The organism is Pseudocolwellia sp. AS88 (assembly GCF_030551755.1).
Classification (GTDB): domain Bacteria; phylum Pseudomonadota; class Gammaproteobacteria; order Enterobacterales; family Alteromonadaceae; genus Pseudocolwellia.
This window is the reverse complement of the sequence record NZ_JAUPEC010000002.1, coordinates 244,718-269,802: the sequence shown is the minus strand read 5'-3', so window position 1 is coordinate 269,802 and position 25,085 is coordinate 244,718. Positions and strand designations below refer to the sequence as shown.

Below are 25,085 nucleotides of genomic sequence, written 5' to 3'. Positions count from 1 at the left end.
TACTGAAACAATCGCTTGCTATGAAAATAGCAGGCGATTTTTATGGTGGTAAATATGGGATTTTTTAAGAATATTTTTAAAACAGAAAAAGCAGAACAACGTAAATTAACACACGCTAATCAACTAAAAATTAACGATATTATAGTACTGAGCGATAGCTTTGGTTTACCAGAAGCATTACGTGGTCAAGAGCTCCAAGTGTCTGCTATTAATAGTTATGAATATGAACATAAAACAGAAACTGAATGGGTACTTCAAGGCACAAACAATATTCAAATATTCCTAACATTGGATATTGACGACAAAACCTATCTTAAATTTTCATTAAAAATACAACATGAAGATGTTGAAACCTTATTTATTTTAGATGACTTCTCAACAATATTTGACGAACCAGGCAATGCTTTTCTTGATAGGCAATCTGACAGCTCAACCACCTCTTCATGGAGTAGTGAGCAATACCAACAACATACCTTTGCGCAAGTTGGCTATTTTCACAGAAAAGATAATCGAGTAGAATCAATCTCAGAATATGAAGGTAAAGACGCTGGTGAACAATTCGAACTTTATGCATTGTTCGATAAAGATGAAACCAGAGGTGTTGATATTGAAGTATGGCAAGATGGCGATACCGAAGTATTTCTAACTTTATTTAGACCAACAACTGATATTGTAGACATGTATCCAGGAAGCTAATTGTGGCGCGTAAAATACCTGAAAAATGGGAATCATCACTTAAGGCAGTTAAAGCGGTTCAAGTCGCTTTTGATATGGATGAAAAGATCCAACTGGCTATTCGAAAAGAAGCATTAGATGCAGGCTTTAGTCCTTCAGATCAAATACGCGACATCCTTGGATTACCAACAAATAAACGTCCTAAACGCCCTCGTTTGACTGTTAGTTTAGCACCTGCTGATTATGAGTTACTTGCGAAAAAGTATGACCTATCTCCAGATCAACAACTCGAGATCAAAAAAAGACTTATGGACGATTTAGTCAATCACGTTAATAATAATGATAAATAACTTGTAGAATTAAGCGCATAAAAAGAAGGTAACAAGCTGTGTTAATATTTGAATCTGTTATGGAAAAAACGCATTTATACAAAGTAGATGACTTTGGCGTTAAAAATTATAATTTTTTGGTATTAACTTGTTTTCTTTTTTTAGTCATGGCTTGTCTTACACTTTCATTAGGCCATATTACCTACATATTCGAAATTGAAAATCCAAACTCTCCAGTAAAGTCTTATGGTGATGCTATTTGGCTTATGGTGATGTCTGCCTCAACAATAGGTTTTGGTGATGTTTATCCTATAACCCTTATGGGACGAATCGCTGTATACACTATGTTTTTATTGGGCGTAGGTACTTTAGGTACATTAGGTGCTATTTTTGCTAATCGTATTTTCGGCTTTGCTGATACTAATATTAAAAACAGAGAGCTGCGTAAACAAAATGCTGATATTTACGCTAAATTATTAGAGCTTGAAAAGAAAATTGATGAAATGAATAAGTCTTAGGTTTTATATCCATTTCATCAAATTATGAGAAATACTGGGAAATAGTAAAAATACTGAGAAGTTATTTCCCAGCAGCAAAGTTAACTAAAGTTTCACCTGACATTCTATAGCCAACCCACTCATCTTGAGATACGGCACCGATAGATTCATAAAAGTCGCGAGATGGCTTATTCCAATCTAAACAACTCCATTCAAAACGACCACACCCTTTATCTAAAGCAATTTTAGCCATTTTTTGTAGTAATAACTTACCCGCTCCTTTACCCCTAGCATCAGCTGAAACGTAAAGATCTTCTAAGTACAGTCCTGGTTTAGCTAACCAAGTAGAGTAATTGTAAAAATAAATAGCAATACCAATCCCTTTACCATCAAGCTCACAAATAAGAGCATTAACATGGCTAGCATCAGAAAAAATAGTTTCCACTATCGTCTCTTCAGTTGCTAAAACCTCATGCTCTGCTTTTTCATAAATAGCGAGTTCTCGGATAAAAAATAAAATGGTTGCCGCATCGTCTTTCACAGCAGTACGAACAGATAAAGCGCTCAAGTAATAGCTCCTTTAAGTCAAAATTAATATAACCAATAAGGCTGCGTGGCCATGGCACTTTGTTTAGAGTGATCTAACGCATGCAATAAGTTATCAACCTTACTATTTTGCCAGTTAACTAATTTCTCAGGTTGCTCAGGTAAACGTTGAAGCTGTTTTTGAATAAGCCATAATACTTGTAACTCATTAATACCCTCTCGAATATCTAACCACGGCGCTCTGTATTTAGTACGATCTTCTTCATCAAATAAATCAGCAAACCAGATCCCAGTATGAAGGCTAGTATTCAATAGCGGTGCATATTCTATATATTGATCACTTGTTAAAGACTTGGAACCTGCCATCGCCTCAATTAAAACATTTAAACTTTTAGATAATTGCGCAGTAGCAAAGCTCACCATACGAATATCATCAACTTTTTGAGTAAATAGTTTTCTGTTAGGCATTAACATTTTAAGAATAGAAAGCTGTAGTTGGTTAAAACGTTGTGAATGGAAAATTTGCTTCACTTCATCAATATCAGGAAATCTTCTTTTTTCTAATTTTAATGCTGTTACTAGGTCTTCACTGTAATTAATTTTCTTACGATAGTTACCTGTTTTATTCACTATTTCCTTCAAGTAAATCAGATGGTCTACCCAAGAAAACACACGAGAAAAATAAGCTAATTCACTTTTAGTCTCGGTAAGCTCTGAATTAAGATACTCTTCAAAAAACAAGAAGCCGTGCTCCATTAAAGAAAGGGTTTCTTTAATTACAGCCAACGCTGATAAAGTAGGTTTATCAATGTAAAAGTCTACTGATTTTTGTAAATGTCCGAGAGTATGAGTTAACCCTGCTATAAAAACGTCGCTAATATTATCACTACTATTTATTGGTAATAACGTTAGTGGCATACATGTAGGCACAGATTTTACGCCGCCCCACAAGCCATATCCGCGAGCAGCTTTACTTTTAAGGCCTGGTCTTAAATCTAATTCAGTTAGAAATAATTCAGCTAAATCAAACAATTCAGAAACATCGCCACGAATAAGCTCTAATTCAATTTCACAAATAGGATCAACTAAACCATTACTAGAAACTTCACCTAGATCAAATACAACTTCAACAACACCACCTCTAGCAGTATTAATTAACCATATTTGTCTTTCAAAGTCCGTTGTAAATAAAGAAACAAGCTGCGATTGAATATTTTGATATGTTTGTGTTGATGCCCATATTTCATCAGGAAATAAGCTTAAATCGGGCTGTTTTTCTGTAATAGGAATATTAAATTCAGGTCTTTGATGTAAGCCACCAACCACTTTCCCAGCTGTTTTAATGGTCTGTTCCAGCATTCCATCTTTTTCACGAATACGTAAACCCATGTCATGCTTTCGTAGATTTAAATCAGGTGTGTCAAAGTAGCAATTACCAAGTTGAGTTCTACTTTCGATAAACTCAATATTATTTTTTGATAATAAGGATGAAATGATTTCTGCTGTGTTTTTGCTAAAAACTAAATATTTTAGCTCTATCTCTGTAGCCATGGTGTCTCGAGTTAAGTCTTTTAGTCGCTATATTGGATAATTTATCTTCAAGTTTGCCCTCAAAATAAATGATATAGCTCATGAATGACTACAATACAAAAGCTTGTACCTATAGGCAATCTTTTTAAAATTGTAAGCATATATTAAAATAGCCGAAAATAATTGCCTTTATACTTGCTATCAAAGTAGCAAAGCCCTAATATTTTCAGCCATTCTTGTTAAACTAAACTTTGGTTATCGTATGACATTGTCAAAACCTTTATTCACCTTCTTATTACTGCTCATTTCATCAAGTATTTATTTACAAGCAAGCGCTCAAGCAAATACGACTCAAGGCTATATTTCTGATGAGCTTCCTATTTTTGTTCATTCTGGTCCTGGGAAAAATTATCGTATTTTAGGTACCGTGACTTCTGGCTCTGAAGTTCAAATTACAGGTAACTCTAAAGACGATTATTCAGAAGTGATTGATGATAAAGATCGTACTGTTTGGCTAGAAAGCAAATACGTAACATCTGAACCAGGCTTACGAGTTATTATTGCTCAACTTAATAGTAAATTAGCTGATTTAGAAGGTAATTCAAGCGCAATATCTGAAAGCTTATTACGTGCTAATAAAAAAGTAGACCAATATAGTAGTGAAAAAACACAACTCAATAACGAAATATCGTCACTGAACAAAACCCTTAGCGAAGTTTCATTAAAACTAAAAGATCAAGATACAAGCATTAAAAAAGAATGGTTTTTTAATGGTGCTATCGTTTTATGTATTGGTTTAGTTTTAGGATTAGTGTTGCCAAGATTATCATCTAGCAAGAAAAGTAACATGGGCAGCTGGAAATAAAACAAAACATCTTGTTAGCTTGCCGAGATAGAATACAGAGCTAATTTACTGTATTCTATCTTTAATAAACAGGTAATTGAATTCCCTACTCCACCATTAAAGACTCTACTCACATTGAAAAAATATCTCTCTCTAATCGCATTATTATCTCTCCCAAGTGTTGCTGAACCTTGGGTAGACACTTCAAATATATTTCTTAGAGCACAAATTCAATATTTGTCCGATGTTGGTATTATCAAAACACCAACCACGACTTACCCACTTATGTGGGGTGATATTGCAAAAAATTTAAATAATGTGTCGTATAGATCATTAAATGAAAGTAGCGAAAATGCCTATCATTATGTAATGAATCAACTGAGATTAGCTAAACGTAATCAAAAAACAATTGAGTTAAACGCTTCGCTAGAAGATAAAAGATTTACAAGCTTCGGTGACGATTTTAGAGATAAAAACAACATCACCATTCATACAACATGGATGACAGATTCTTTCGCAGTTAAACTATCTACAAGCTACAATCCTTCACCTATTGATGGCGACAAAGTTCGTTATGATGGCAGTTATCTTGCTGGGTATATAGGAAATTGGGTTGTATCAGTTGGCATGCAAGATCGCTGGTGGGGACCTGGATGGGATAGTAGCTTAGCCTTATCAAATAATGCTCGCCCTATTCCTGCATTAGCACTCTCACGTAAATCAGCTGAACCTTTTGTTATTCCATTCACTGATTATGGTATTCCATGGACAGTCACCTCTTTTATGGGTGTGATGGATGATGAAAGAGTTATTGAAGACACGCTTTTATGGGGTTTTCGTCTCAATTTTAAACCTTTCGAAAACCTAGAAATAGGCATTAGCCGCTTAGCTCAATGGAGTGGCGAAGGTCGTCCTCAAGGTAGTTCTACCTTTTGGAATGTATTATTAGGTAAAGATAATTGTGGTGCCGGTGGTTTAGACTGTGGTGAAAATAGAGAATTAGAACCAGGTAACCAACAAGCGGGTTACGACTTGCGTTATTCGTTTAACCTTTTTGATACTCCATTATCACTTTACGGGCAGTATTATGCTGAAGATGGTGATAACAATTCTTCATTTGGTTTTTTAACTGAACCAGTTACTTTAGTGGGTATAGATAGTCATATACGACCATTCAATAAACCTACAACCGTGTATTTTGAATTTACCGATACTTTCGCTGACTGTAGTGATGGTGATCTTTTTGACAACGGTAATTGCTTTAATGAGCATCATATTTACCAAACAGGTATGCGCTATAACTTAAGAGCTATTGGCAACATTTATGATAATGATGCTAAAGCTTTAGTATTGGGTAGCATGTCAGAACTGGGGAAAGATACTCATTTAGAATTAAAATTACGTAAGTTACAACTTAACTACGACAATTCAGATAAAGCCCCTAATAACCCAATAATAGGCAATCCTTTAACCCCTATTGCAGAAGATATGGTAATGCTATCAGCTAAAGTACAACACAGTTATAAAAACTGGCGTTTTACAGTAGGTAGTTCATATAGCCAATCATCTTTTGATAATGATATTAAAGACGACACAGACTTTAATGGTTATTTAAATATTGAATATAACTTGTAAGCTAAGCGTATTAGCTTACTAAAGTTTCCAATAACCAAGCTTCTTCCTCATTTTAAATTGTCTTAATAAATTTAAGGGCTTTTTAACTGATTTCTGAGGTCGTGATAATATTTCATCAACCGCATCCAATACTCTTTCAGATGATCCGCCATCTTGATATGGATGTGTTTGTTCAATAAAAGACTCTATATTCGTCATCAATCCTTTAGGTTTTGTTAAACCAAGTTCAATCGAACTTTCAAGTAATTCAGGCTCAGAGATATTAATGAGATACTCTTTAGGTGATATGTTATTAAACGTAACAACAGGTTTATTTAATAATAAAAACATAAGTAATACTGAAGAAGTATCACACACCATAAGATCTGCTTCTTGTAAAAGAGGAATAACATTATCAGTTTCAACAAAGCTTAAATGCTCACTTTCTATAGCTTTGTATTGTTCAATAATCTCTTTTGGCATTTTAGGGTGAAATTGAACAAGCCAACGGTATTTCCCAGTTATACTTAAACGTTTAATTTCTTCAAAAAGATGTGGAGCGCTGGTTAAATTTCGAGAAAATGTAGAACAAAATAATATTGTAGGTCGCTCTATTTCCTTTTTAACTAGAAGTGGCTCATAGAGAGGATCAATTGCTGGCCAACCAGTTTCTTTAACATCAAAGTAACCCGCTTTTTCTGCTAAAATCTTAAATGTTTCTGTGGTGTTTGGTCCTTGTGTACAATACAAATCAAAACTACCACGAATGTTAAAATGGTCTTCTTTACCTTTTCTATTTCGTTTACCGGAATTGAAACCATGAAATACTCCCACTTTTAATCCTGGGACAAATGAAGGGACAACATTACCAGGCACAAAAACCGCTCTAGGGTTATATTCTTTAACCGCATCAATACTCGGCAATAAAACCTCATCTTTATTAAAAAATTCATGATTAACATTATCACCTTCAACAAACCAAGCAGCTTCGCCTCCTCTAGCAAGAATGGCCTTTTGCAATGGTCTTAATATAGCAAAACTGTAATTTTGAGAAATATAAAATAAATAACGAGACACTGATACACACTTAATTAATTGTTAATAATTACATATATTAACGTAAAGCATAAAAATTACCTATACAACCTAAGTCAGTCTTAAGCAATAAAACTGAATAAAGCCTGTTATTTAGTCAAATTAATTGAATGGTTATGATATATGCTTTTTTAAACTATTTTACGAAATTAGTATTTGACTATATAGCCATAAATTTGATACTAATAGACCATAGAAACTATTTATTCGTTAACTGTATTAATTTTAAGGGATTTTCTTAAAAGCCACATGCAAAATATAAATTTCACATTAAACAGCTTACTCCTCCTCGTATTTAAAATACGCGGATGGTCTATTATTGTTTAAAATTTATAAAGAATAAATATCAAACCCGCGCTATAATTCGCGGGTTTTTTTTTGCCTGCGTATAGTAAGTTTAAAACCGCTAAGGACATAACCATGAATGATAAAGTAATAATATTTGATACCACCTTAAGAGACGGTGAGCAGGCTTTAACGGCTAGTTTATCTGTAAACGAAAAAATTCAAATCGCACAAGCAATTGAGCGTCTTGGTGTAGATATTATTGAAGCGGGTTTCCCGGTATCTTCACCTGGTGATTTCCACTCAGTGCAAGAAATTGCTCGTACTGTTAAGAACTCAATTGTATGTGGTTTATCTCGTGCTGTAGAAGGCGACATACAAGCCTGTGCAGATTCAATGAGCGTTGCAGAACAATTCAGAATTCATACTTTTATTTCTACCTCTGATGTTCATGTACAACAAAAATTACGTAAAGGTTTTGATGACGTTGAAGCCATGGCATTACATGCAATCAAATTTGCCCGTAATCTTACTGATGATGTTGAATTTTCATGTGAAGACGCAGGTCGTACACCAATCGATAATTTATGTCGTATGGTTGAAAATGCGATTAAAGCAGGCGCATCAACTATTAATATTCCTGATACTGTTGGTTATACATTACCTAATGAATTTGGTGGCATTATTACGCAACTATTTAATCGTGTACCAAATATCGATCAAGCGGTTATTTCAGTGCATTGTCATAACGATTTAGGTTTAGCTGTAGCTAACTCTATATCAGCAGTTCAAGCAGGTGCTAGACAAATTGAATGTACCGTTAACGGTATTGGTGAACGCGCAGGTAATTGTTCATTAGAAGAAATCGCGATGATCATGAAAACTCGTCAAGATTTAATGAATGTTCACACAAATATTAATCATCAAGAAATCGCCCGTACTTCAAAGCTTGTAAGCCATTTATGTAATATGCCAATACAACCAAACAAAGCAATTGTAGGAAGCAATGCTTTTAGTCATTCCTCAGGTATTCATCAAGATGGTATGCTTAAAGCATCAAACACATACGAGATTATGACACCTGAAAGTGTCGGTATTAGTAAAACAAAATTGAACTTAACTTCACGAAGTGGCCGTCATGTTATCAAGCATAGAATGGAAACTTTAGGTTACAACGAAGATGATTTCGATATTGAAGCTTTATATGAAGATTTCTTAAAGTTAGCTGATAAAAAAGGTCAAGTGTTTGATGATGATTTAGAAGCTTTATTATTTAACATTCAGCAACAAGACAATGAAGAACATTATCAAATAATTGATATTAACGTTCAATCTGGCAGTGGTGAGTTTGCAACGGCTGGCGTTAAATTAAATGTTGGCGGTAATATTCAAACTGAATCTGCTACGGGTAATGGCCCTGTTGATGCACTATACCAAGCTATTAAAAAAGCGGTAGATGATGAGATTCAGGTTGCTGATTATAAAATATCAAATAAAGGCGCAGGTGAAGACGGTCTAGGTGTAGCAAATTTAGTTGTAAAATGGCAAGAACGTAACTTTCATGGCTATGGTATTGCTACTGACGTAATTGAAGCATCTGGCCAAGCATTTGTGTCGGCATTAAATGCCATTCAACGCGCAAAACACATTGCCGCGCTACGTGAAGAGCGTAAAGCAAATAAATAATAAAAGATAAATATTACGTAATGAAGGCGAACTTACAAAAGACATTGAATATAAATAAGTTGAATGTTGGCTAGGTTCAAAGTTAAGTAACACTTAAGAGAGAAGATAAAAAATGTCTAAGATAGCAGTATTAGCTGGTGACGGTATCGGACCAGAAGTAATGGTTGAAGCAAAAAAAGTATTAGCAACCGTTGCTGAAAAATTTAATTTCGACCTTACCTTAAATGATTACAATGTTGGTGGTTATGCCATTGATAATGACGGTCAAGCACTCCCACAAAGTACTATTGAAGGGTGTGAACAAGCTGATGCTATTTTATTTGGCTCTGTAGGTGGCCCTAAATGGACAAGCCTACCACCAGCTGAACAGCCAGAACGTGCATCTTTATTAGGCTTACGTGGCCACTTCAGCTTGTTTGGTAATATTCGTCCTGCTAGCTTAATTTCTGCTATTTCTCATCTTTCACCATTACGTGCTGATATTTCTGGTACAGGCTTTGATATTTTAGTAATGCGCGAATTAACAGGTGGCATCTACTTCGGCGAACCTAAAGGTCGTGAAGGAGAGCCAGGTAGTGAAGATGAATATGGTTACGATACTATGGTGTATTCTCGTAAAGAAATACGTCGCATCGCTCATCTTGCTTTTCAAGCTGCTCAAAAGCGTGGCAACAAAGTAACCTCTATCGACAAAGCTAATGTATTACAAGCTTCAGTGCTATGGCGTGAAGTTGTTACAGATATAGCAAAAGAATACCCAGAAGTTGAACTAGAGCACATGTACGTTGATAACGCGGCAATGCAGTTGGTGAGAAATCCAGCTCAATTTGACGTTATGCTTTGTTCAAACCTATTTGGTGATATTTTGTCAGACATCTGTGCCATGATCACTGGTTCTATGGGCTTATTACCTTCAGCAAGTTTAAATCAAGATGGTTTTGGTATGTATGAGCCAGCAGGCGGAAGTGCTCCAGATATCGCAGGTAAAGGTATCGCTAACCCTATAGCACAAATTCTTTCTGCAGCATTAATGCTACGTCATAGCCTTAACCAAAGTGAAGCGGCAGATGCTATCGAAAAAGCAGTTTCAAAAGCATTAGATGATGGTCACTTAACTGGTGACTTATTAACGCCAGACAGTACAGTTAAAGCTAAAAACACAGCAGAAATGGGTGACATCATCTGCGCAAACATTAAGGAGCAGTAATCATGGCAACTACTTTATACGAAAAATTATATTTTCAACATTTAGTTGAGAGCAAAGAAGGTGAAACACCACTTTTATACGTAGATCGTCATTTAATTCATGAAGTTACTACTCCACAAGCGTTTGCTAACTTAAAGTTTCATAACCGTGTGGTTCGTCGTCCACAACAAACAATAGCAACAATGGATCACAACATATCAACACGTAAAGCTGATATTGATGCTGCAGGTCCTGGTGCTGCTAACCAGTTACGTACTTTAGAAGAAAACTGTAAAGAATTTGGTATCAAGCTTTTTGGCATGGGTCATAAGAACCAAGGTATTGTTCATGTAATGGGGCCTGAGCTGGGTATTACTCAACCTGGTCAAATTATTGTATGTGGTGATTCTCATACGGCAACACATGGTGCATTTGGCGCATTAGCTTTTGGTATTGGTACTTCAGAAGTAGAACATGTATTAGCTACTCAAACACTACGTCAAAGTCGTGCAAAAAGCATGAAAATTGAAGTAACAGGTAAAGTAGGTAAAGGGATTAGCGCTAAAGATATTATTTTAGCAATTATCGGAAAAACAGGTTCGGCTGGTGCAACAGGTTATGTTGTTGAATACTGTGGTGATGCTATTGAAGCATTAACCATGGAAGAACGTATGACTATTTGTAACATGAGTATTGAATTTGGAGCTAAAGCTGGTCTTATTGCTCCTGACCAAACAACTTTTGATTACTTACAGCATAAAGAATATGCACCTAAGTTAGACGACTGGGATGCTGCTGTAGCCTACTGGAAAACATTAAAAACTGACGACGGTGCAAGTTTTGATCATGTATTAACCTTAAAAGGTGAAGATATTAAATCACAAATGACTTGGGGTACAACGCCAGGCCAAGTAACTTCTATCGATTCAGTTGTTCCATCTCCAGACGATTTTACAGACCCTGTTGAAAAAGACTCATGTGTTAAAGCTTTAAAATATATGGGATTAACTGCTGGTACTAAATTAACTGATGTTACGGTTAATAAAGTTTTTATTGGTTCTTGTACTAACTCACGAATTGAAGACTTACGTGCCGCTGCTAGTATTGTAAGCGACTATACCAAGCAAGGTATGAAAGTATTAGATACTGTTGATGCTATTGTTGTACCGGGTTCTTATCGTGTAAAAGCTCAAGCTGAAGAAGAAGGTTTATCACAAATATTTATCGATGCTGGTTTTGAATGGCGTCTACCTGGTTGTTCTATGTGTTTAGGTATGAATGATGACCGTTTAGAGCCTGGTGATCGTTGTGCTTCTACATCAAACCGTAACTTTGAAGGCCGTCAAGGTCGTGATAGCCGTACTCATTTAGTCAGTCCAGAAGTTGCAGCTGCTGCCGCAATTGAAGGTCGCTTTGTAGACCTTAATGCTAACAATAAATAGGAGCAAGTAATGGAAAAATTTACATCTCATACAGGTTTAGTTGCTCCGTTAGATATGGCTAACGTTGATACAGACCAAATCATCCCTAAACAGTTTTTACAAAAAACAGAACGTGTAGGTTTTGGTCAGCATTTATTTAATGACTGGCGCTACTTAGATAATAATGGCACACAAGAAAACCCAGACTTTGTTTTAAATTATCCAAAATATAAAGGTGCGAGTGTTTTATTAACACGCGAAAACTTTGGTTGTGGTTCAAGTCGTGAACATGCTCCATGGGCATTACAAGAGTTTGGTTTTGATGTAATTATCGCACCAAGTTTTGCTGATATATTCTACGGTAACTGCATTAATATTGGTATTGTACCGGTTAAATTGACTGATGAAGAAGTGCAACAATTATTCGAAGCAGCTGAAGCTAACGACATAAATATCACAGTTGATTTACCTAGCCAAAGTGTTTCATGTGGTGACTTAACTTTTAACTTTCAGATGAATACATTTCATAAATATTGTTTAGCTGAAGGTGTAGATAGTGTTGGTTGGACATTGAATAAAATAGATATGATTGAAGATTTTGAGTCTAAGCGTCCAAGCTGGGCATGAAGTCTGAATCTGAATTAAATATCTAAAAATAAAAAGCCGTGATATGTAAAATATCACGGCTTTTTTGTAACAGCTTTTCAACTAGAGTTACTTCTCAGTCTTTAATTTATAAGGACCGTTAAGCAAGCCTCTTTTAGCTGAATTAAAAGCTACATTATTAGCTAGTCGAGATACAGCTGGACTGTAATCAGTTACATTACCTGCAATTTGGGTAATAGCTGCAGTCACTAAAGCACCAATTAATCCCTGATTACCATTATTAGAACTTTGTTGAGCTACAATTGGCGCATCCCAAAGTAATTCTCCCGTTTTAACGGAGACTAACTTCGCATACCCTTGAACCACCGTTACAGAAGAAAGCACTTGATACTCTTGCCCCCAATTTTCAATAACTACATATAACACAGCATCAGCACCAATATGTTCATGTATTTTATCTAATGGGATATTGTTCATTTCTGCAGGAGTTGGCAAGCCATTTTCTTTTAAGAAATTATCAATAACACTAACAGGAAAGACATAGTACCCTTTCTCAGCTAAGGGTTGGGTAACTGTAGATAAGTAAGTATAAGAGGCATTCACATCAACAGAATTATTAACCGGTGGAATAACTAAAATTGAACGTGGCGCTTCATTAATTAACGCTTCGTAGTTATAAGGCTGAACTGTTGCACAACCAGCTATGAAGAGAAAAGCCAGAGGATAAAATTTAAAATAAGACATCATATCACTCACCTTCCTTAGGAGACTGTAAAGAACGACTGATCATTCCATCAATCAAAACACTAGATTCAGGAAATAATGTTTTTTCCATTTCTAGTGCTTCCAAAGCTAAAGAATGATTCCCTGTTGCTGCGTACATCATCCCGAGATGAGAATAGATACCCGGCGGAATTTTTTTTCCTTTAGCTTTAGCTTTTTCAATATCTTCCTCTAATTTTATAACCTGAATATCAGGAGTTGCCTCACCAGGAGTACGATAACTTTTATAGATTAAGTTTTCATATTCCCCCCAGTAGTACATTGATTTATTATTAGCGCATCCAGCTAAAACCAGTACAGCAATACTGGCTATTAAATAGTTATTCATAGTGATCCTAAACGGTTATTCAGATAAAACTAAAACGCCAGAATCAATATCGCGCGTTAAATTATTTACGGTTTCTTTTATTGCAAAATCAAGAACTTTGCCATTTAACGTTGCATCGTAACCTGCAGTAGAACCAAAACCTACAACTTGACGCTCACTTAAAGAATATTCGCCAGCACCTTGAGTTGAGTAAACTACTTCAGAAGTTAAAACATCAATAACATTTAGAGTAACTTTAGCATAAGCGATTTGGCTCTTTCCTCGACCTAAAATACCAAACAACTGACTATCGCCCACAGCTTTACGTCCAAATTCTGTAACATCGCCGCTAATCGTATATCGAGCACCTTTAATATTTTGCTCAACACCCAATAATTTGGCTTCTTCTTTCATACGAGCTAAGTTATCTCGGTCAACAACTTTAAAACGATTAGTTTGTTGTAACAGAGCCATTAAAATAGTCTTTGATTGATTACCTAATTTATCAGTATTGCTAGAAAACAATCCCTGCATGTAATTAGAGCGATTATTAAATTGACCAATAACCAGAGTAGACTTAACACCGGTATAGATTTGATTAACAGCTTGTACTGGTTCTATTTCTATTTTTCTGTGTGATTGAGTCGTACACCCCATAAGAGTCATCACTAAAACGCTTAAACATACCCAAGATTTATTGATACCTAATAACTTCATAATATTTTTCCTTAAATAAATTTCCCTTTATTATCTATTAAGAAAGTATCAATTAACAGGCAATTAATTGTTCATCACCCAAAGTTTAACTTAGTGATAACAAAAAATTAAAAATTGTTAACCTGCTTTATTAATAAACCAATTAAACATTTACAGATCTATAAAAAAGGACTACTTTTATTGAGAGTCACTTAATAATTCCAATAAAAAACTCTACATTATTTCTTAGGAACTTCATGTCGAATTCAACAGCTTCAGAGTCTAAAATTGTAAAAACACAAAAGATATCTCTATCAGAATTAAGAGTAGGTATGTATGTTTTATCTATTTATACTAAAAATAAATCAGTAAATATAAAATCTGAAGGTTATATATTAAAAACGGCAAGCATCCAACAACTTAAAAAGTCGAATGTGACGTTTGTCGATATCGATCCAACAAGAACTAAACAAAGTGAAGAAAAAGAAAAAAACACTCTGCCTTCTTCAGACTCTGCAACTCAAGAAGCTGAAGAAATAACTTCCACAGCCTCTTTAGATAGCGAAATGAAAAAAGCCGAACAGCTTTACAATAATGCAAAAGTTCTGCAAAAGAAGATATTGCACGATATAACTCAAGATAAAGCAATTGATTTGGAGTCTGTACAGGAAAGTACAGATGCTATTGTCGACTCAATTTTCCGTAATCAAGATGCTCTTTCGTGTATGTCGCGTTTAAGAGTAAAAGATGATTACTTAGTAGAGCATTCGCTAAACGTTTCTATTTTAATGACCATATTTTGCAAACATATGAAAATAGAACGAAAAACAATGGAAGATTTAGCTTTAGGTGCTTTCTTGCATGATATTGGTAAAACACTAATACCTGATAAAGTGCTGCAAAAGCCAGGAAAGTTTACCGACGAAGAATACACAATAATGAAAACACATGTCATGTTAGGTGTAAAAATACTTGAAGATACACCTAACATTCCTGAAACATCAATGATGGTAGTAAAAGAACATCATGAACGCTTAGATGGAAAAGGCTACCCTTACGGATTAACCGCAGGACAAATATCTCAATACAGCCGCATGATAGCCATAGCTGATTGTTATGATGCTATGACAGCAGAAAGAGTTTATAAAGCAGGTATGCACCCTATCAAAGCCTTTAAAATACTGATCAGCGAGTCACCAAGTGCTTTTGACAAAAAGTTAGTAGAGCAGTTTATCCAATGCTTAGGTCTTTATCCTATCGGTACGCTAGTAAAATTAAATAGTGGAAAGGTAGGCTTAATTAGCAAACTCAATAAAAACAAACCACTACAACCTTTTGTTCGAGTATTTTATAACACTCGTTTGAATCAGGTGATCTCAATGGAAGAGATTGATTTAAGTAAGCCTAAGTATAACGATCAAATAGAGTCATGCGTTAAACCTGAAGAGTTTAATTTAGACTTTACGAAATTCTTTAAAAGTGCATTTCTAGAATAACAGAAAGCTTTGAATATACCTGAAAGCGCAGATAATCCTGCGCTTTTTGTAGAAGTTTACCAACTAGATAAAGCTCTCATAGTAAACTTCTCACCTCTAAAGTTAAGTACTACTTTTTGAGGTAAAATTTCCACCAAGATTAATTGTCGAGAAATAGTATCACCTTCATATCTATCTCTTCCATTTACTTTAACCCAACCTTGTCTATCACTAGCGTAAATATGTTGTTCAAACTGTAATGGTGGAATACCATCTTGCACCCAAGAAGGCATATTTTCAATGGGCTCAATTTGGACAGAATTCTTTTCTGTATTATTACGGTAAGTACTGCTATTCAATGTATTTTGATTATCATTATGGCTAAGTGCTTTTTTAAACTGCTCTAATAGTTCATCAGAAACACCCTCAACTTTGGTAAGTTCCAGCTCTTTATTTAATTCTTTTGTTTCTTCAATAACAGGGGAACTAACTATATTGTTGACGCTTTCAGAAGATTTATCATCTTTAAATACAGTAGACTCTTTAACACTTGGCGTAACTTCTTCTTTAACGGCTGAAGCGACAACATCTGTTGGAGTACTATCTAATTCTGGTTTTGGCTCTAAAGCTTCATTTAAAGCTTGTTCCGAATTATCACTATTAGTTGTTTGTGCCTTAACATCTTTTAGGTCTTCTAGGCTTGTTCCTGACAGCTTTAATCCATCACCACTAACATCTGACTCAGTCGTTTCTACTTTTTCACCTAAAACATCATCTTTTTTATTATCAGAAAAGTATGAACCAGCAAAATAAGCACCGACTGAAAACCCAATCATGATTAAGAGAATAAAAATAATTTTAACTATTCTAAATTGCCACCAAGGTGTTATCTGATGATCTTCACCCAAAGCTTCTTTAGCCGATAACAAAACAGTTTTTTTATCTACAACCGCAATATTACTGTTGTAAGCATTAATAAGTGCACGTTCACACACTAAATTAATTAATCGGGGAATACCGCCACAAATATTATAAATAGCATTCATCGCAGATGCAGAAAACAACGCCCTCACCCCTTCAGCGATAGACAAACGATGTTTTATATATTGAGTGACTTCTTGTTTATTTAACGGTAATAAGTGGTATCTAGCGGTTATCCGTTGAGCTAGTTGGCGCAGATCTCTTCTTTTTAATAACGTTTGTAATTCTGGCTGCCCAATAAGAATAACTTGTAATAGCTTTTTAGTATTAGTTTCTAAATTTGTTAATAGCCTTAACTGCTCTAAAACCTCTGGCTTTAAATGTTGAGCTTCATCAATGATCAATAAGGTATTAATATCTGCTTTATGATTCTTTAATAATTTATCTTGGATCTTATCTGTTAGTGTTTTTAATGTAGCACCGGTTTTCCGATAACGAATTTTGAGTTCATCACAAATAGTCGCCAGCAATTCGTGGCTTGATAAAGTAGGGTTAAGAATAAAAGCCGCTTGAGTATTTTCAGGTAAGCGCTCCATCAAACACCGGCTAACCGTTGTTTTTCCAGTTCCAACTTCACCTGTAAGTAAAACAAAACCGCCTGCATCGCCCAAACCATAAGTTAAATGAGCAAGTGCTTCACGGTGACGATCGCTCATAAATAAATACTGAGGATTAGGGGCAATTGAAAAAGGTTTTTCTTTTAAACCAAAATAAGTTGTATACATAAATTAACATCAAAAAAATTCACATAAAGAAGCTAACCTTTAGCTCAGCATATGTCAAAACACTATTTCATTTATGGTAAACTTAACGCGTAATAAACTTATTCTTATCGGAAGCTAAATGTCAGACCCAGAATCACAAATCACCAGTTACCTTGTTGGTGGTGCAGTTAGAGATAAACTACTTAACAGAAATAGTTACGATCACGATTATGTTGTGGTGGGTTCAACTGTTAAACAAATGCTATCCTTAGGTTTCACACAAGTCGGTAAAGATTTTCCTGTTTTTCTACATCCCAAAACCAAAGACGAATATGCCTTAGCTCGCACCGAGAGAAAAATTGATACTGGATATACTGGTTTTACCTGTGATGCTTCTGAGTTTGTTACTATAGAAGATGATCTACTCAGACGAGATTTAACCATTAACGCCATGGCTTTAAAACCCAATGGCGAAATAATTGATCCTTACAATGGCCAAGAAGATCTAAAAAACAGAATATTTCGTCATGTGTCTGATGCTTTTGTTGAAGATCCATTACGAGTCCTGAGAGTTGCAAGATTTGCAGCCCGTTACCACAGCTACGGCTTTACCATTGCTGAAGAAACTTTAGCTTTGATGACGCAGATATCTCAAAGTAACGAACTGCAATCACTAAGTAGTGAACGTGTCTTTATTGAACTCAATAAAAGTTTACTTGAAGAGCACCCTGAAGTGTTCTTTGAAACACTTAAATCTTGTGGAGCATTGTCGGTTCTTTTACCCGAAATAGAAACCCTATGGGGTATACCTAACCCTGCAAAGTGGCATCCTGAAATATGCTCAGGTATTCATACCATGATGGTATTGCAGCAAGCGGGTAAATTATCAAATAAAGCTGAGGTAAGGTTTGCTGCACTATGCCATGACCTAGGTAAAGGCATTACACCTGAAGAAGAATGGCCTAGTCATCGAGGCCATGAGAAATCAGGATTACCGCTAGTAAAAGCTCTATGTAAACGCCTAAAGATACCTAATTCATATCAAGTGTTAGCACTTAAAGTATGTGAATACCACCTACATTGTCATAAAGCCTTCGAACTAAAACCTAGCACTATCTTAAGAGTATTTAATGCGTTAGATGTGTGGAGAAAGCCTGAAGAATTTAATGATTTCATTTTAGCTTGTACAGCAGACATGCGTGGTCGAACAGGTTTTGAAGATAAAGAATACCCTCAAGCTGATTTTTTACATGCATGTTTACAAGCAGCACAAAAAGTAACAGCTAAAGCATTTGTAGAACAAGGATTAAAAGGTTTAGCTATTAAAGAAGCTATTGAAAAAGAAAGGTTAGATGAGATTAAATTAGTGAAAGAAAGCTTTAGTTAAAGCAAGTATAGACTCTATCTAAGTTAATTACTTGAAATAACACTTTCTTAAGTCCCCTACTTACATAATTTTTTATACAAAGAGTTCAAGTATTAATCAACACAATTTACACGTTAATATGAATGATACCTTTAAGTTTGGTGAAATTCATATGCATTAGTAATGCTTCAGATCTTATCTATTAAACTTTTTACACAGAAAACCTGATGAAAGAGAATAAAAAACCACATCAATTGATGTGGTTTTTTGTATATAAAACTATAACTTAAAAGTTATAAGTTGCTTTTACGTAGTAATAGCCACCGTTATAATCATAAGGACCACTTTCATAGTACACACCACTTACAGCACCAAAAGCAGCACCATCAGTTTTTTGTAATTCTTGCGCATCTTTATCAAATATGTTGTTAGCGCCTGCAGATAATGTCCAGCTGTCATTTACGAAATAACTAACTTGAGCATCAAAAGTAACAGAAGAACCAACAGTTTCTGACCAACCGTACGAGCTAAACTCATCTGGTTCATCAGCATGCGTTGCAAACCACTCGCCATAATAGTTAGCACGTAAGAACATACTAATATCTTCCCAGTTTTGAGATAACGTTAGTGTGCCAGTATGCTCAGGAATACCCTCTTCTAGACGACGTATTTTAAAGCCTGACGTATATTCACCGGCATCTTCAACATCTGTTGAATTATAGTTATAAGCAAGGCTTAATTTAGTGTCGCCACCCATTAATTCCATTGCGTAGTTAGCGACAACATCAACACCTTGAGTTTTAGTATCAAAATCATTAGCAAAGAAAGTAACAGAACCACCTAATAATAATTCAGGGCTAGCATACAAACCTTGTAGAGCATCAACATGTGCTTGAGTAACAAATATTTTATCCGTCTGAGCAACACGATCTGTAACTTCAATGTTATAAGCATCAACAGTCATGAAGAAATCACCACTTTGATAAACAAGACCTACAGCAAAACTTTTTGACTCTTCTGGTTCTAACTCAACACCACCTAATGCAACAGAAACTGGGTGAGTTGGCGGATAAGTAGCTGATTGAATTAACTCTCCACTAACCAATGAAGTTTGTGTATTTACAACATTAGCTTGACCAACAGTTGGCGCTCTAAAACCTGTACTATGTGAAGCACGGAATGATAATTCATCATTAAGCGTATATTGTGCTGAAAGCTTATAGTTAAGCGTATCACCAAAAGAAGAGAAGTCTTCATAACGTAACGCTGCACCTAGCAAGAAGTCATCAGTTAAATAAGCTTCTACATCAACATAAGCGGCAATACTTTGACGCGAATTGATACCTTGAGCTTCAGGAGAGAAACCTGCAAAGCCATGAGAACCAACACTAAAACCTTGAGTTGCTAAGTCTCCTTGTTCCCAAGAAGCTTGCTCACCAGATGTAATTTCAAAGCTCTCTTGACGCCATTCTAAACCCGCTGCAACGTTTGCAGGATCAGTAAGACCAATATCTACACCTTTAGATAGATCAATATTAAATGATTTTTCTAATTGGGTATAAGAACCAGCTTCAAATGCATTATTAGGCTGATCAAGATTTAATGCACCTAATGATGGGTTAACAGTATCAACTAATGTATAAGTTGACTTGTTACGACCTACAGAACCACTGATGTCATAAAACGTTTCATTTAGGAAGCCGCCTTTAATCTCACCACGTGTTCCCATAGTTAATGATGTATCATTAATTACACCTGTGAATTGTGGCGTGTAACCACCAGGAAATAACTCATTAAATGCCCAACAATCATCATTATTCTGAATTCCAGAAATATATGCAGGATCATTTAAAACATTAGCTTGAGATGCGTCAATAATAGGACAGTTACCAGATAAATCACCTGTTGAATCGCCTACAAGTAATGGATTATCGATACCATCGTAAGCAGTTGGGTCTGCGGCTAAAATAGCTGGATTTACTCCAGTAAATACACCACCACGATTCTGAGGGTTACGGTAATAATAACCACCAGTTGCTGTACGGTCTGAATAGTTACCGAACATGTAGAATTCTTTATCATTACCTAAATCTAATCCCATATTACCAAATAAAGTAATATCTTCATCAATCTCAGGATTACCCCAAGTTTGTGCAGGATCATTAATGTATGTATTGCCTGCATCAGCTAAAGCTTGAGCATCTGGACGTTGAACTGAACGACTAGTAGCATCAGCATTCTTATATTGAAAACTTAAGTTAACAAAACCGTCTTTGGTAAAAGGTAAGCCAATGTTACCGTCGACAACAGTTGAATCACCATCACCTTCGTAATACTCACCACGACGAACAGAGATTGAACCTCCATCTGAAGCGTCTTTTAATACAAAATTCATAACACCAGCAATAGCATCTGAACCGTATTGTGCTGCTGCTCCGTCACGTAATACTTCAACCTGCTTTAAAGCAACACTTGGGATAACTGAAATATCTGGCCCTTGTGCACCATCATTCACACCACCACCTTGAAATGCAATTACAGATGCACGATGACGACGTTTACCGTTTAGAAGGATTAACGTTGAATCAGATGATAAGCCACGTAAGTTAACAGGACGGATAAATGAAGCAGCATCTGAGATAGGTTGTTGGCGAACTGAGAATGATGGAACAGTAGCTTGAAGCATATCTAGCATATCGCTTGATGCATTTTTACCTAATTCATCACCACCAATGATATCAATTGGTACTGGCGAGTCAGCAACAGAACGAGGAGCAGCACGCGAGCCTACTACAGCAATTCGTTCCACTTTCTCTTCTTTAGCATTAGAACCATTTTCAGCAGCTGAAACACTAGCAGTAGTTCCTAAAGCAACACTCACAGCAATAGCTAATGTAGCATTACGAAATTTTATAGACATATTTTTCCCTTATAAATTTTAAGACTAACTTTATTTTTGAATTTTTATTTATTTTTATAATTAATTAAAATACATATTATGTATATAGCTTTAAATAAGCTGGTTTCTTTATAGAACACGTAATAACCCATTACAAGCACTTAAAATAATTGTTTTAATTAATATTCTTATTTTAAATACAATTTATTTCGAGAATTATTTTTTTATTGATTTTTTCCGATAAAAACAACAAAAACAAAATACCTCAAAAATACAATAAGTTAAAATATTTCCTAAAAAAAATTAGTAGTATAAGCTTCGTACTTAAATGTAACAAAAATATTACAAATTACGATACAAAAACTTTCATCTATAAATATAGAGTAATAATAAAAATAAGCTATTTTTTAACCAGATTTTATATTTAGGTTTTAAATTAAATTAAATTTACTTTTTATTTACAAAAAACAAAAGTGAATAAAAAAACACTTAACACGAATAAAAAACCACAAAAACAAGAACCTTAAATCATAAAAGTTTACTTATTTAACAAGCATAAACTTTTAAACTGGTAATTTTTTAACTTATTTTTTAGAAATAGAATGCAATAAAATATGTCAAAACAAACTCATAAAGAATTTTTTAATATCAAATAGTAAAAAATAACAATTAAACATTCACATACTGATTGATAAGCGATAAAGTCACACATAATTAGAATTGATAACCGAGGTATACTCATGGAATTGAATCAATGGGTTGATGAATTATTTGAAGTGTTTGACGTAGATAAAGACGGAGTCATCAGCCGTAGCGAATTCGTTGAATTAATCGATGTATTATTACAAGATAAAGGGATTAGAATGTGTGAAACGATTTTCCATCGTTTTGATAAAAATCACGACAATTCTATATCTAAAAGTGAACTTAAAGAGATGGTTATAGAGCTCGCTTTATAAGCAGTCTTTTTTGACGAATGCTACCAATAAGTAACATTCGTCAAAACGAAATTATTTCTCAGCTGCAATCACGCTTATTTCTACTAATAAAGCATCACGTGCCATAGCGGCTTCAACACAAGCCCTAGCAGGCGCATGCCCTTCAGGTACCCAAGCATCCCATACGGCATTCATTTCTTGAAAATCATCCATTTTATTCAGATAAATAGTTGCAGACAAAATATGTTCACGGTCACTACCAGAAGCAATTAATAACTCATCTACTTTATCTAACATAGTTTGCGTTTGCTCTGTAATGCCCTTAGTTGCATCAGCACATACCTGGCCACATAAATAAATTGTGCCGTTATGTTTAACTATACGACTCATACGTTGCTTTGTTTCTAGTCTTTCAATTGTCATAAAAATTTTTGCTCGTCCTAGTAGAAGCTTTATCGGCATTATTTTCATACTTTATTTCATCACTTATAGTCATAAGCTAGTCACTCTTTGGCATCCAAGCCACTGTGACATACCGTTCATCCTGAACATAAATAAAGCATTCAATGGCTTTGCTAAATTTCTAACTAGTTAGCTTTCCTTGTGTGTTAAAAAATAAAACCCCAAGGTTTTTCAACAATGAGGTTTGATTAAAATTTATTGCTTAAGTATTGTTTAAGCGCTAATTAATTAGCTGAGTTTTTATTGAAAGCGTTGGTAAAACATTCAAATACAAGGCGGAAATACGGAGCCTATGACTATAGGTGAGTACTTCCAACGCGGTAGTTGGATGTTATAACAAGCTTACAAAAAAACTACTCCCATTCAATAGTCGCTGGTGGTTTACCTGATATATCGTAAACCACACGAGAAATACCATCTATCTCGTTAATAATACGATTAGAAACCAAACCTAAGAAATCATAAGGTAAATGCGCCCAAATTGCTGTCATAAAATCGATAGTCTCTACCGCTCTTAAACTAACTACCCAATCATATTTACGTCCATCACCCATAACACCTACTGAACGTACAGGTAAGAAAACGGTGAACGCTTGGCTTACTTTATTATACAAATCATGTTTATGTAGTTCTTCAATAAAGATATGGTCTGCACGACGTAGTAAGTCACAGTATTCTTTCTTCACTTCACCTAAAACACGCACACCTAATCCAGGACCAGGGAATGGATGACGATAAAGCATGTCGTAAGGTAAACCGAGTTCTAAACCAATTTTACGTACTTCATCTTTAAAAAGTTCACGTAACGGTTCGACCAAACCTAACTTCATATAATCAGGTAATCCACCTACGTTATGATGAGATTTAATAACGTGTGCTTTACCTGTAGCTGAAGCCGCTGATTCGATAACATCAGGATAAATAGTACCCTGTGCAAGCCATTTAGCATTCTCTAATTTATTTGATTCTTCTTCAAAAACATCAACAAACACATTACCGATAATCTTACGTTTCTTCTCTGGATCATTTTCACCCGCTAAACGATCTAAAAACCTATCTTCAGCATCAATTTTGATTATGTTGAGACCAAAGTGGTCACCAAACATATCCATCACTTGCTCGCCTTCGTTTAAACGTAACAAGCCGTTATCAACAAATACACACGTTAACTTATCGCCAATAGCTCTATGTAACAACATAGCCACTACTGAAGAGTCAACACCACCAGATAAACCAAGAATAACTTCATCGTCACCAATTTGTTCTTTCATCTTTGAGATAGCATCTTCAATAATAGACGCTGCAGTCCAAAGCTTTTCACACTGACAAATATCAAGCACAAATTGCTCTAAAATGCGTAAACCTTGTTTGGTATGAGTTACTTCTGGATGAAATTGAACACCGTAAAATTTCTTCTCCTCATTAGCCATTGCTGCATAAGTACAGCTTGGTGTTTGTGCAACAGATACAAAACCTTCTGGAATAGCAGAAACTTTATCTCCGTGGCTCATCCATACATCTAATAAAGCATTACCGGCATCGTTAACACTATCTTCAATATTTTTAAATAAAGCAGATTCAGTGATCACTTCAACAGAAGCATAACCAAATTCTTTATGCTCAGAACTTTGAACGCCGCCACCTAATTGTTCCGCCATAGTTTGCATGCCGTAACATACGCCTAAAACAGGTACACCAGCACTAAACACGTATTCAGGTGCACGAGGTGAATTTAGTTCAGTAACACTCTCTGGCCCACCAGCAAGAATAATACCTGTAGGATTAAAACCTTTAATTTGCTCTTCAGTTACATCCCAAGCCCATAGTTCACAGTAAACACCAATTTCACGTACGCGACGTGCGATTAACTGAGTGTATTGTGATCCAAAATCTAAAATTAGTATGCGGTGATCATGAATGTCTTTACTCATGGTTCTTCTCTCATATTAATGGCTTTAAAGATCGTTCATTTAAAGCAGAGTATTTTAAGTAAAAAGGCTGAGCTTTCTCATTACAAGATTTCAACTCAGCCTATTTGAATTTTTTATCTCTTATTTAACAAAGAGATTAATAATGTTTTGAAAAATAGTTTTGATTGATAACGAAGAAGAAACACGGAGCTTACGGATGTAAGTGAGTATTTCTGATAAAGTTATCAAC

Annotated in this window: 22 protein-coding genes; 12 read left to right on the top strand and 10 right to left on the bottom strand. The window is 35.2% G+C overall.

Annotated features, from left to right (window positions below):
• Positions 1–54: 54 nt before the first annotated feature.
• Genes Q5N69_RS02700 through Q5N69_RS02690 form a run of 3 tightly spaced genes read left to right on the top strand, consistent with a single transcriptional unit; the run spans position 55 to position 1,522 of the window.
• Positions 55–696, top strand: coding sequence for a hypothetical protein (locus tag Q5N69_RS02700; protein WP_304367302.1), 642 nt, complete (start codon positions 55–57; stop codon positions 694–696).
• Positions 697–698: 2 nt separating this feature from the next.
• On the top strand, positions 699–1,025 hold the full coding sequence (locus tag Q5N69_RS02695; protein WP_304367301.1) for a hypothetical protein: 327 nt from the start codon (positions 699–701) through the stop codon (positions 1,023–1,025).
• 38 nt (positions 1,026–1,063) lie between these two features.
• Positions 1,064–1,522: a potassium channel family protein gene (locus tag Q5N69_RS02690; RefSeq protein ID WP_304367300.1), complete on the top strand. Its 459-nt coding sequence runs from the start codon at positions 1,064–1,066 to the stop codon at positions 1,520–1,522.
• 61 nt (positions 1,523–1,583) lie between these two features.
• Here Q5N69_RS02690 and Q5N69_RS02685 read toward each other — a convergent pair whose 3' ends face one another.
• Positions 1,584–2,069 (bottom strand): GNAT family N-acetyltransferase, encoded by a 486-nt coding sequence (locus tag Q5N69_RS02685; RefSeq protein WP_304367299.1) that lies wholly within the window; start codon positions 2,067–2,069, stop codon positions 1,584–1,586.
• Positions 2,070–2,092: 23 nt separating this feature from the next.
• Positions 2,093–3,598, bottom strand: a complete 1,506-nt coding sequence (locus Q5N69_RS02680) for an inorganic triphosphatase (RefSeq protein WP_304367298.1) — start codon at positions 3,596–3,598, stop codon at positions 2,093–2,095.
• Between the two features lie 241 nt (positions 3,599–3,839).
• On the opposite strand from Q5N69_RS02680, the gene Q5N69_RS02675 reads away from it, so the two are divergent.
• Together Q5N69_RS02675 and Q5N69_RS02670 are read left to right on the top strand one after the other, a co-directional pair.
• Positions 3,840–4,442, top strand: coding sequence for a TIGR04211 family SH3 domain-containing protein (locus Q5N69_RS02675; protein WP_304367297.1), 603 nt, complete (start codon positions 3,840–3,842; stop codon positions 4,440–4,442).
• Between the two features lie 114 nt (positions 4,443–4,556).
• A complete protein-coding gene (locus Q5N69_RS02670) occupies positions 4,557–6,056 on the top strand; it encodes a capsule assembly Wzi family protein (RefSeq protein WP_304367296.1) in 1,500 nt (499 codons plus the stop codon).
• A gap of 18 nt (positions 6,057–6,074) precedes the next feature.
• Here the strand turns inward: Q5N69_RS02670 and Q5N69_RS02665 are convergent, their stop codons facing one another.
• The gene (locus Q5N69_RS02665) at positions 6,075–7,112 is read right to left on the bottom strand and encodes a CDP-glycerol glycerophosphotransferase family protein (protein ID WP_304367295.1); all 1,038 of its coding nucleotides are present in this window, start codon (positions 7,110–7,112) and stop codon (positions 6,075–6,077) included.
• A gap of 438 nt (positions 7,113–7,550) precedes the next feature.
• Here Q5N69_RS02665 and leuA point away from each other — a divergent pair, with 438 nt between their 5' ends.
• From leuA to leuD, 4 genes are all read left to right on the top strand, one after another.
• Positions 7,551–9,101, top strand: coding sequence for a 2-isopropylmalate synthase (leuA, locus tag Q5N69_RS02660; RefSeq protein ID WP_304367294.1), 1,551 nt, complete (start codon positions 7,551–7,553; stop codon positions 9,099–9,101).
• Between the two features lie 112 nt (positions 9,102–9,213).
• Entirely contained in the window at positions 9,214–10,308 is a 1,095-nt protein-coding gene (gene leuB, locus Q5N69_RS02655) for a 3-isopropylmalate dehydrogenase (protein WP_304367293.1), read from the top strand.
• Positions 10,309–10,310: 2 nt separating this feature from the next.
• Positions 10,311–11,729 (top strand): 3-isopropylmalate dehydratase large subunit, encoded by a 1,419-nt coding sequence (leuC, locus tag Q5N69_RS02650; protein ID WP_304367292.1) that lies wholly within the window; start codon positions 10,311–10,313, stop codon positions 11,727–11,729.
• A gap of 9 nt (positions 11,730–11,738) precedes the next feature.
• A complete protein-coding gene (leuD, locus tag Q5N69_RS02645; protein ID WP_304367291.1) occupies positions 11,739–12,335 on the top strand; it encodes a 3-isopropylmalate dehydratase small subunit in 597 nt (198 codons plus the stop codon).
• Positions 12,336–12,422: 87 nt separating this feature from the next.
• Here leuD and Q5N69_RS02640 read toward each other — a convergent pair whose 3' ends face one another.
• From Q5N69_RS02640 to Q5N69_RS02630, 3 genes are read right to left on the bottom strand one after another with little or no spacing between them, the layout of a single operon-like run.
• The gene (locus Q5N69_RS02640; protein ID WP_304367290.1) at positions 12,423–13,061 is read right to left on the bottom strand and encodes a GNA1162 family protein; all 639 of its coding nucleotides are present in this window, start codon (positions 13,059–13,061) and stop codon (positions 12,423–12,425) included.
• A gap of 1 nt (position 13,062) precedes the next feature.
• Complete coding sequence (locus Q5N69_RS02635; protein ID WP_304367289.1) at positions 13,063–13,425, bottom strand: DUF4810 domain-containing protein; 363 nt, start codon at positions 13,423–13,425, stop codon at positions 13,063–13,065.
• 15 nt (positions 13,426–13,440) lie between these two features.
• Positions 13,441–14,121, bottom strand: a complete 681-nt coding sequence (locus Q5N69_RS02630) for a CsgG/HfaB family protein (protein ID WP_304367288.1) — start codon at positions 14,119–14,121, stop codon at positions 13,441–13,443.
• A gap of 236 nt (positions 14,122–14,357) precedes the next feature.
• On the opposite strand from Q5N69_RS02630, the gene Q5N69_RS02625 reads away from it, so the two are divergent.
• Positions 14,358–15,596: an HD-GYP domain-containing protein gene (locus tag Q5N69_RS02625; protein ID WP_304367287.1), complete on the top strand. Its 1,239-nt coding sequence runs from the start codon at positions 14,358–14,360 to the stop codon at positions 15,594–15,596.
• 56 nt (positions 15,597–15,652) lie between these two features.
• Here the strand turns inward: Q5N69_RS02625 and Q5N69_RS02620 are convergent, their stop codons facing one another.
• Complete coding sequence (locus Q5N69_RS02620; protein WP_304367286.1) at positions 15,653–17,281, bottom strand: AAA family ATPase; 1,629 nt, start codon at positions 17,279–17,281, stop codon at positions 15,653–15,655.
• Positions 17,282–17,420: 139 nt separating this feature from the next.
• On the opposite strand from Q5N69_RS02620, the gene Q5N69_RS02615 reads away from it, so the two are divergent.
• Positions 17,421–18,647 (top strand): multifunctional CCA addition/repair protein, encoded by a 1,227-nt coding sequence (locus Q5N69_RS02615; protein WP_304367336.1) that lies wholly within the window; start codon positions 17,421–17,423, stop codon positions 18,645–18,647.
• A gap of 265 nt (positions 18,648–18,912) precedes the next feature.
• On the opposite strand, the gene Q5N69_RS02610 is transcribed toward Q5N69_RS02615, so the two are convergent.
• Positions 18,913–21,540 carry a TonB-dependent siderophore receptor gene (locus tag Q5N69_RS02610; RefSeq protein WP_304367335.1) on the bottom strand — a complete coding sequence of 876 codons (2,628 nt, stop codon included), beginning with the start codon at positions 21,538–21,540 and terminating at the stop codon, positions 18,913–18,915.
• Positions 21,541–22,265: 725 nt separating this feature from the next.
• Here Q5N69_RS02610 and Q5N69_RS02605 point away from each other — a divergent pair.
• Entirely contained in the window at positions 22,266–22,484 is a 219-nt protein-coding gene (locus Q5N69_RS02605) for an EF-hand domain-containing protein (RefSeq protein WP_304367285.1), read from the top strand.
• A 51-nt stretch (positions 22,485–22,535) separates the two neighbouring features.
• On the opposite strand, the gene Q5N69_RS02600 is transcribed toward Q5N69_RS02605, so the two are convergent.
• On the bottom strand, positions 22,536–22,886 hold the full coding sequence (locus Q5N69_RS02600) for a RidA family protein (protein WP_304367284.1): 351 nt from the start codon (positions 22,884–22,886) through the stop codon (positions 22,536–22,538).
• Positions 22,887–23,278: 392 nt separating this feature from the next.
• Entirely contained in the window at positions 23,279–24,856 is a 1,578-nt protein-coding gene (gene guaA / locus Q5N69_RS02595; protein WP_304367283.1) for a glutamine-hydrolyzing GMP synthase, read from the bottom strand.
• Positions 24,857–25,085: the final 229 nt, after the last annotated feature.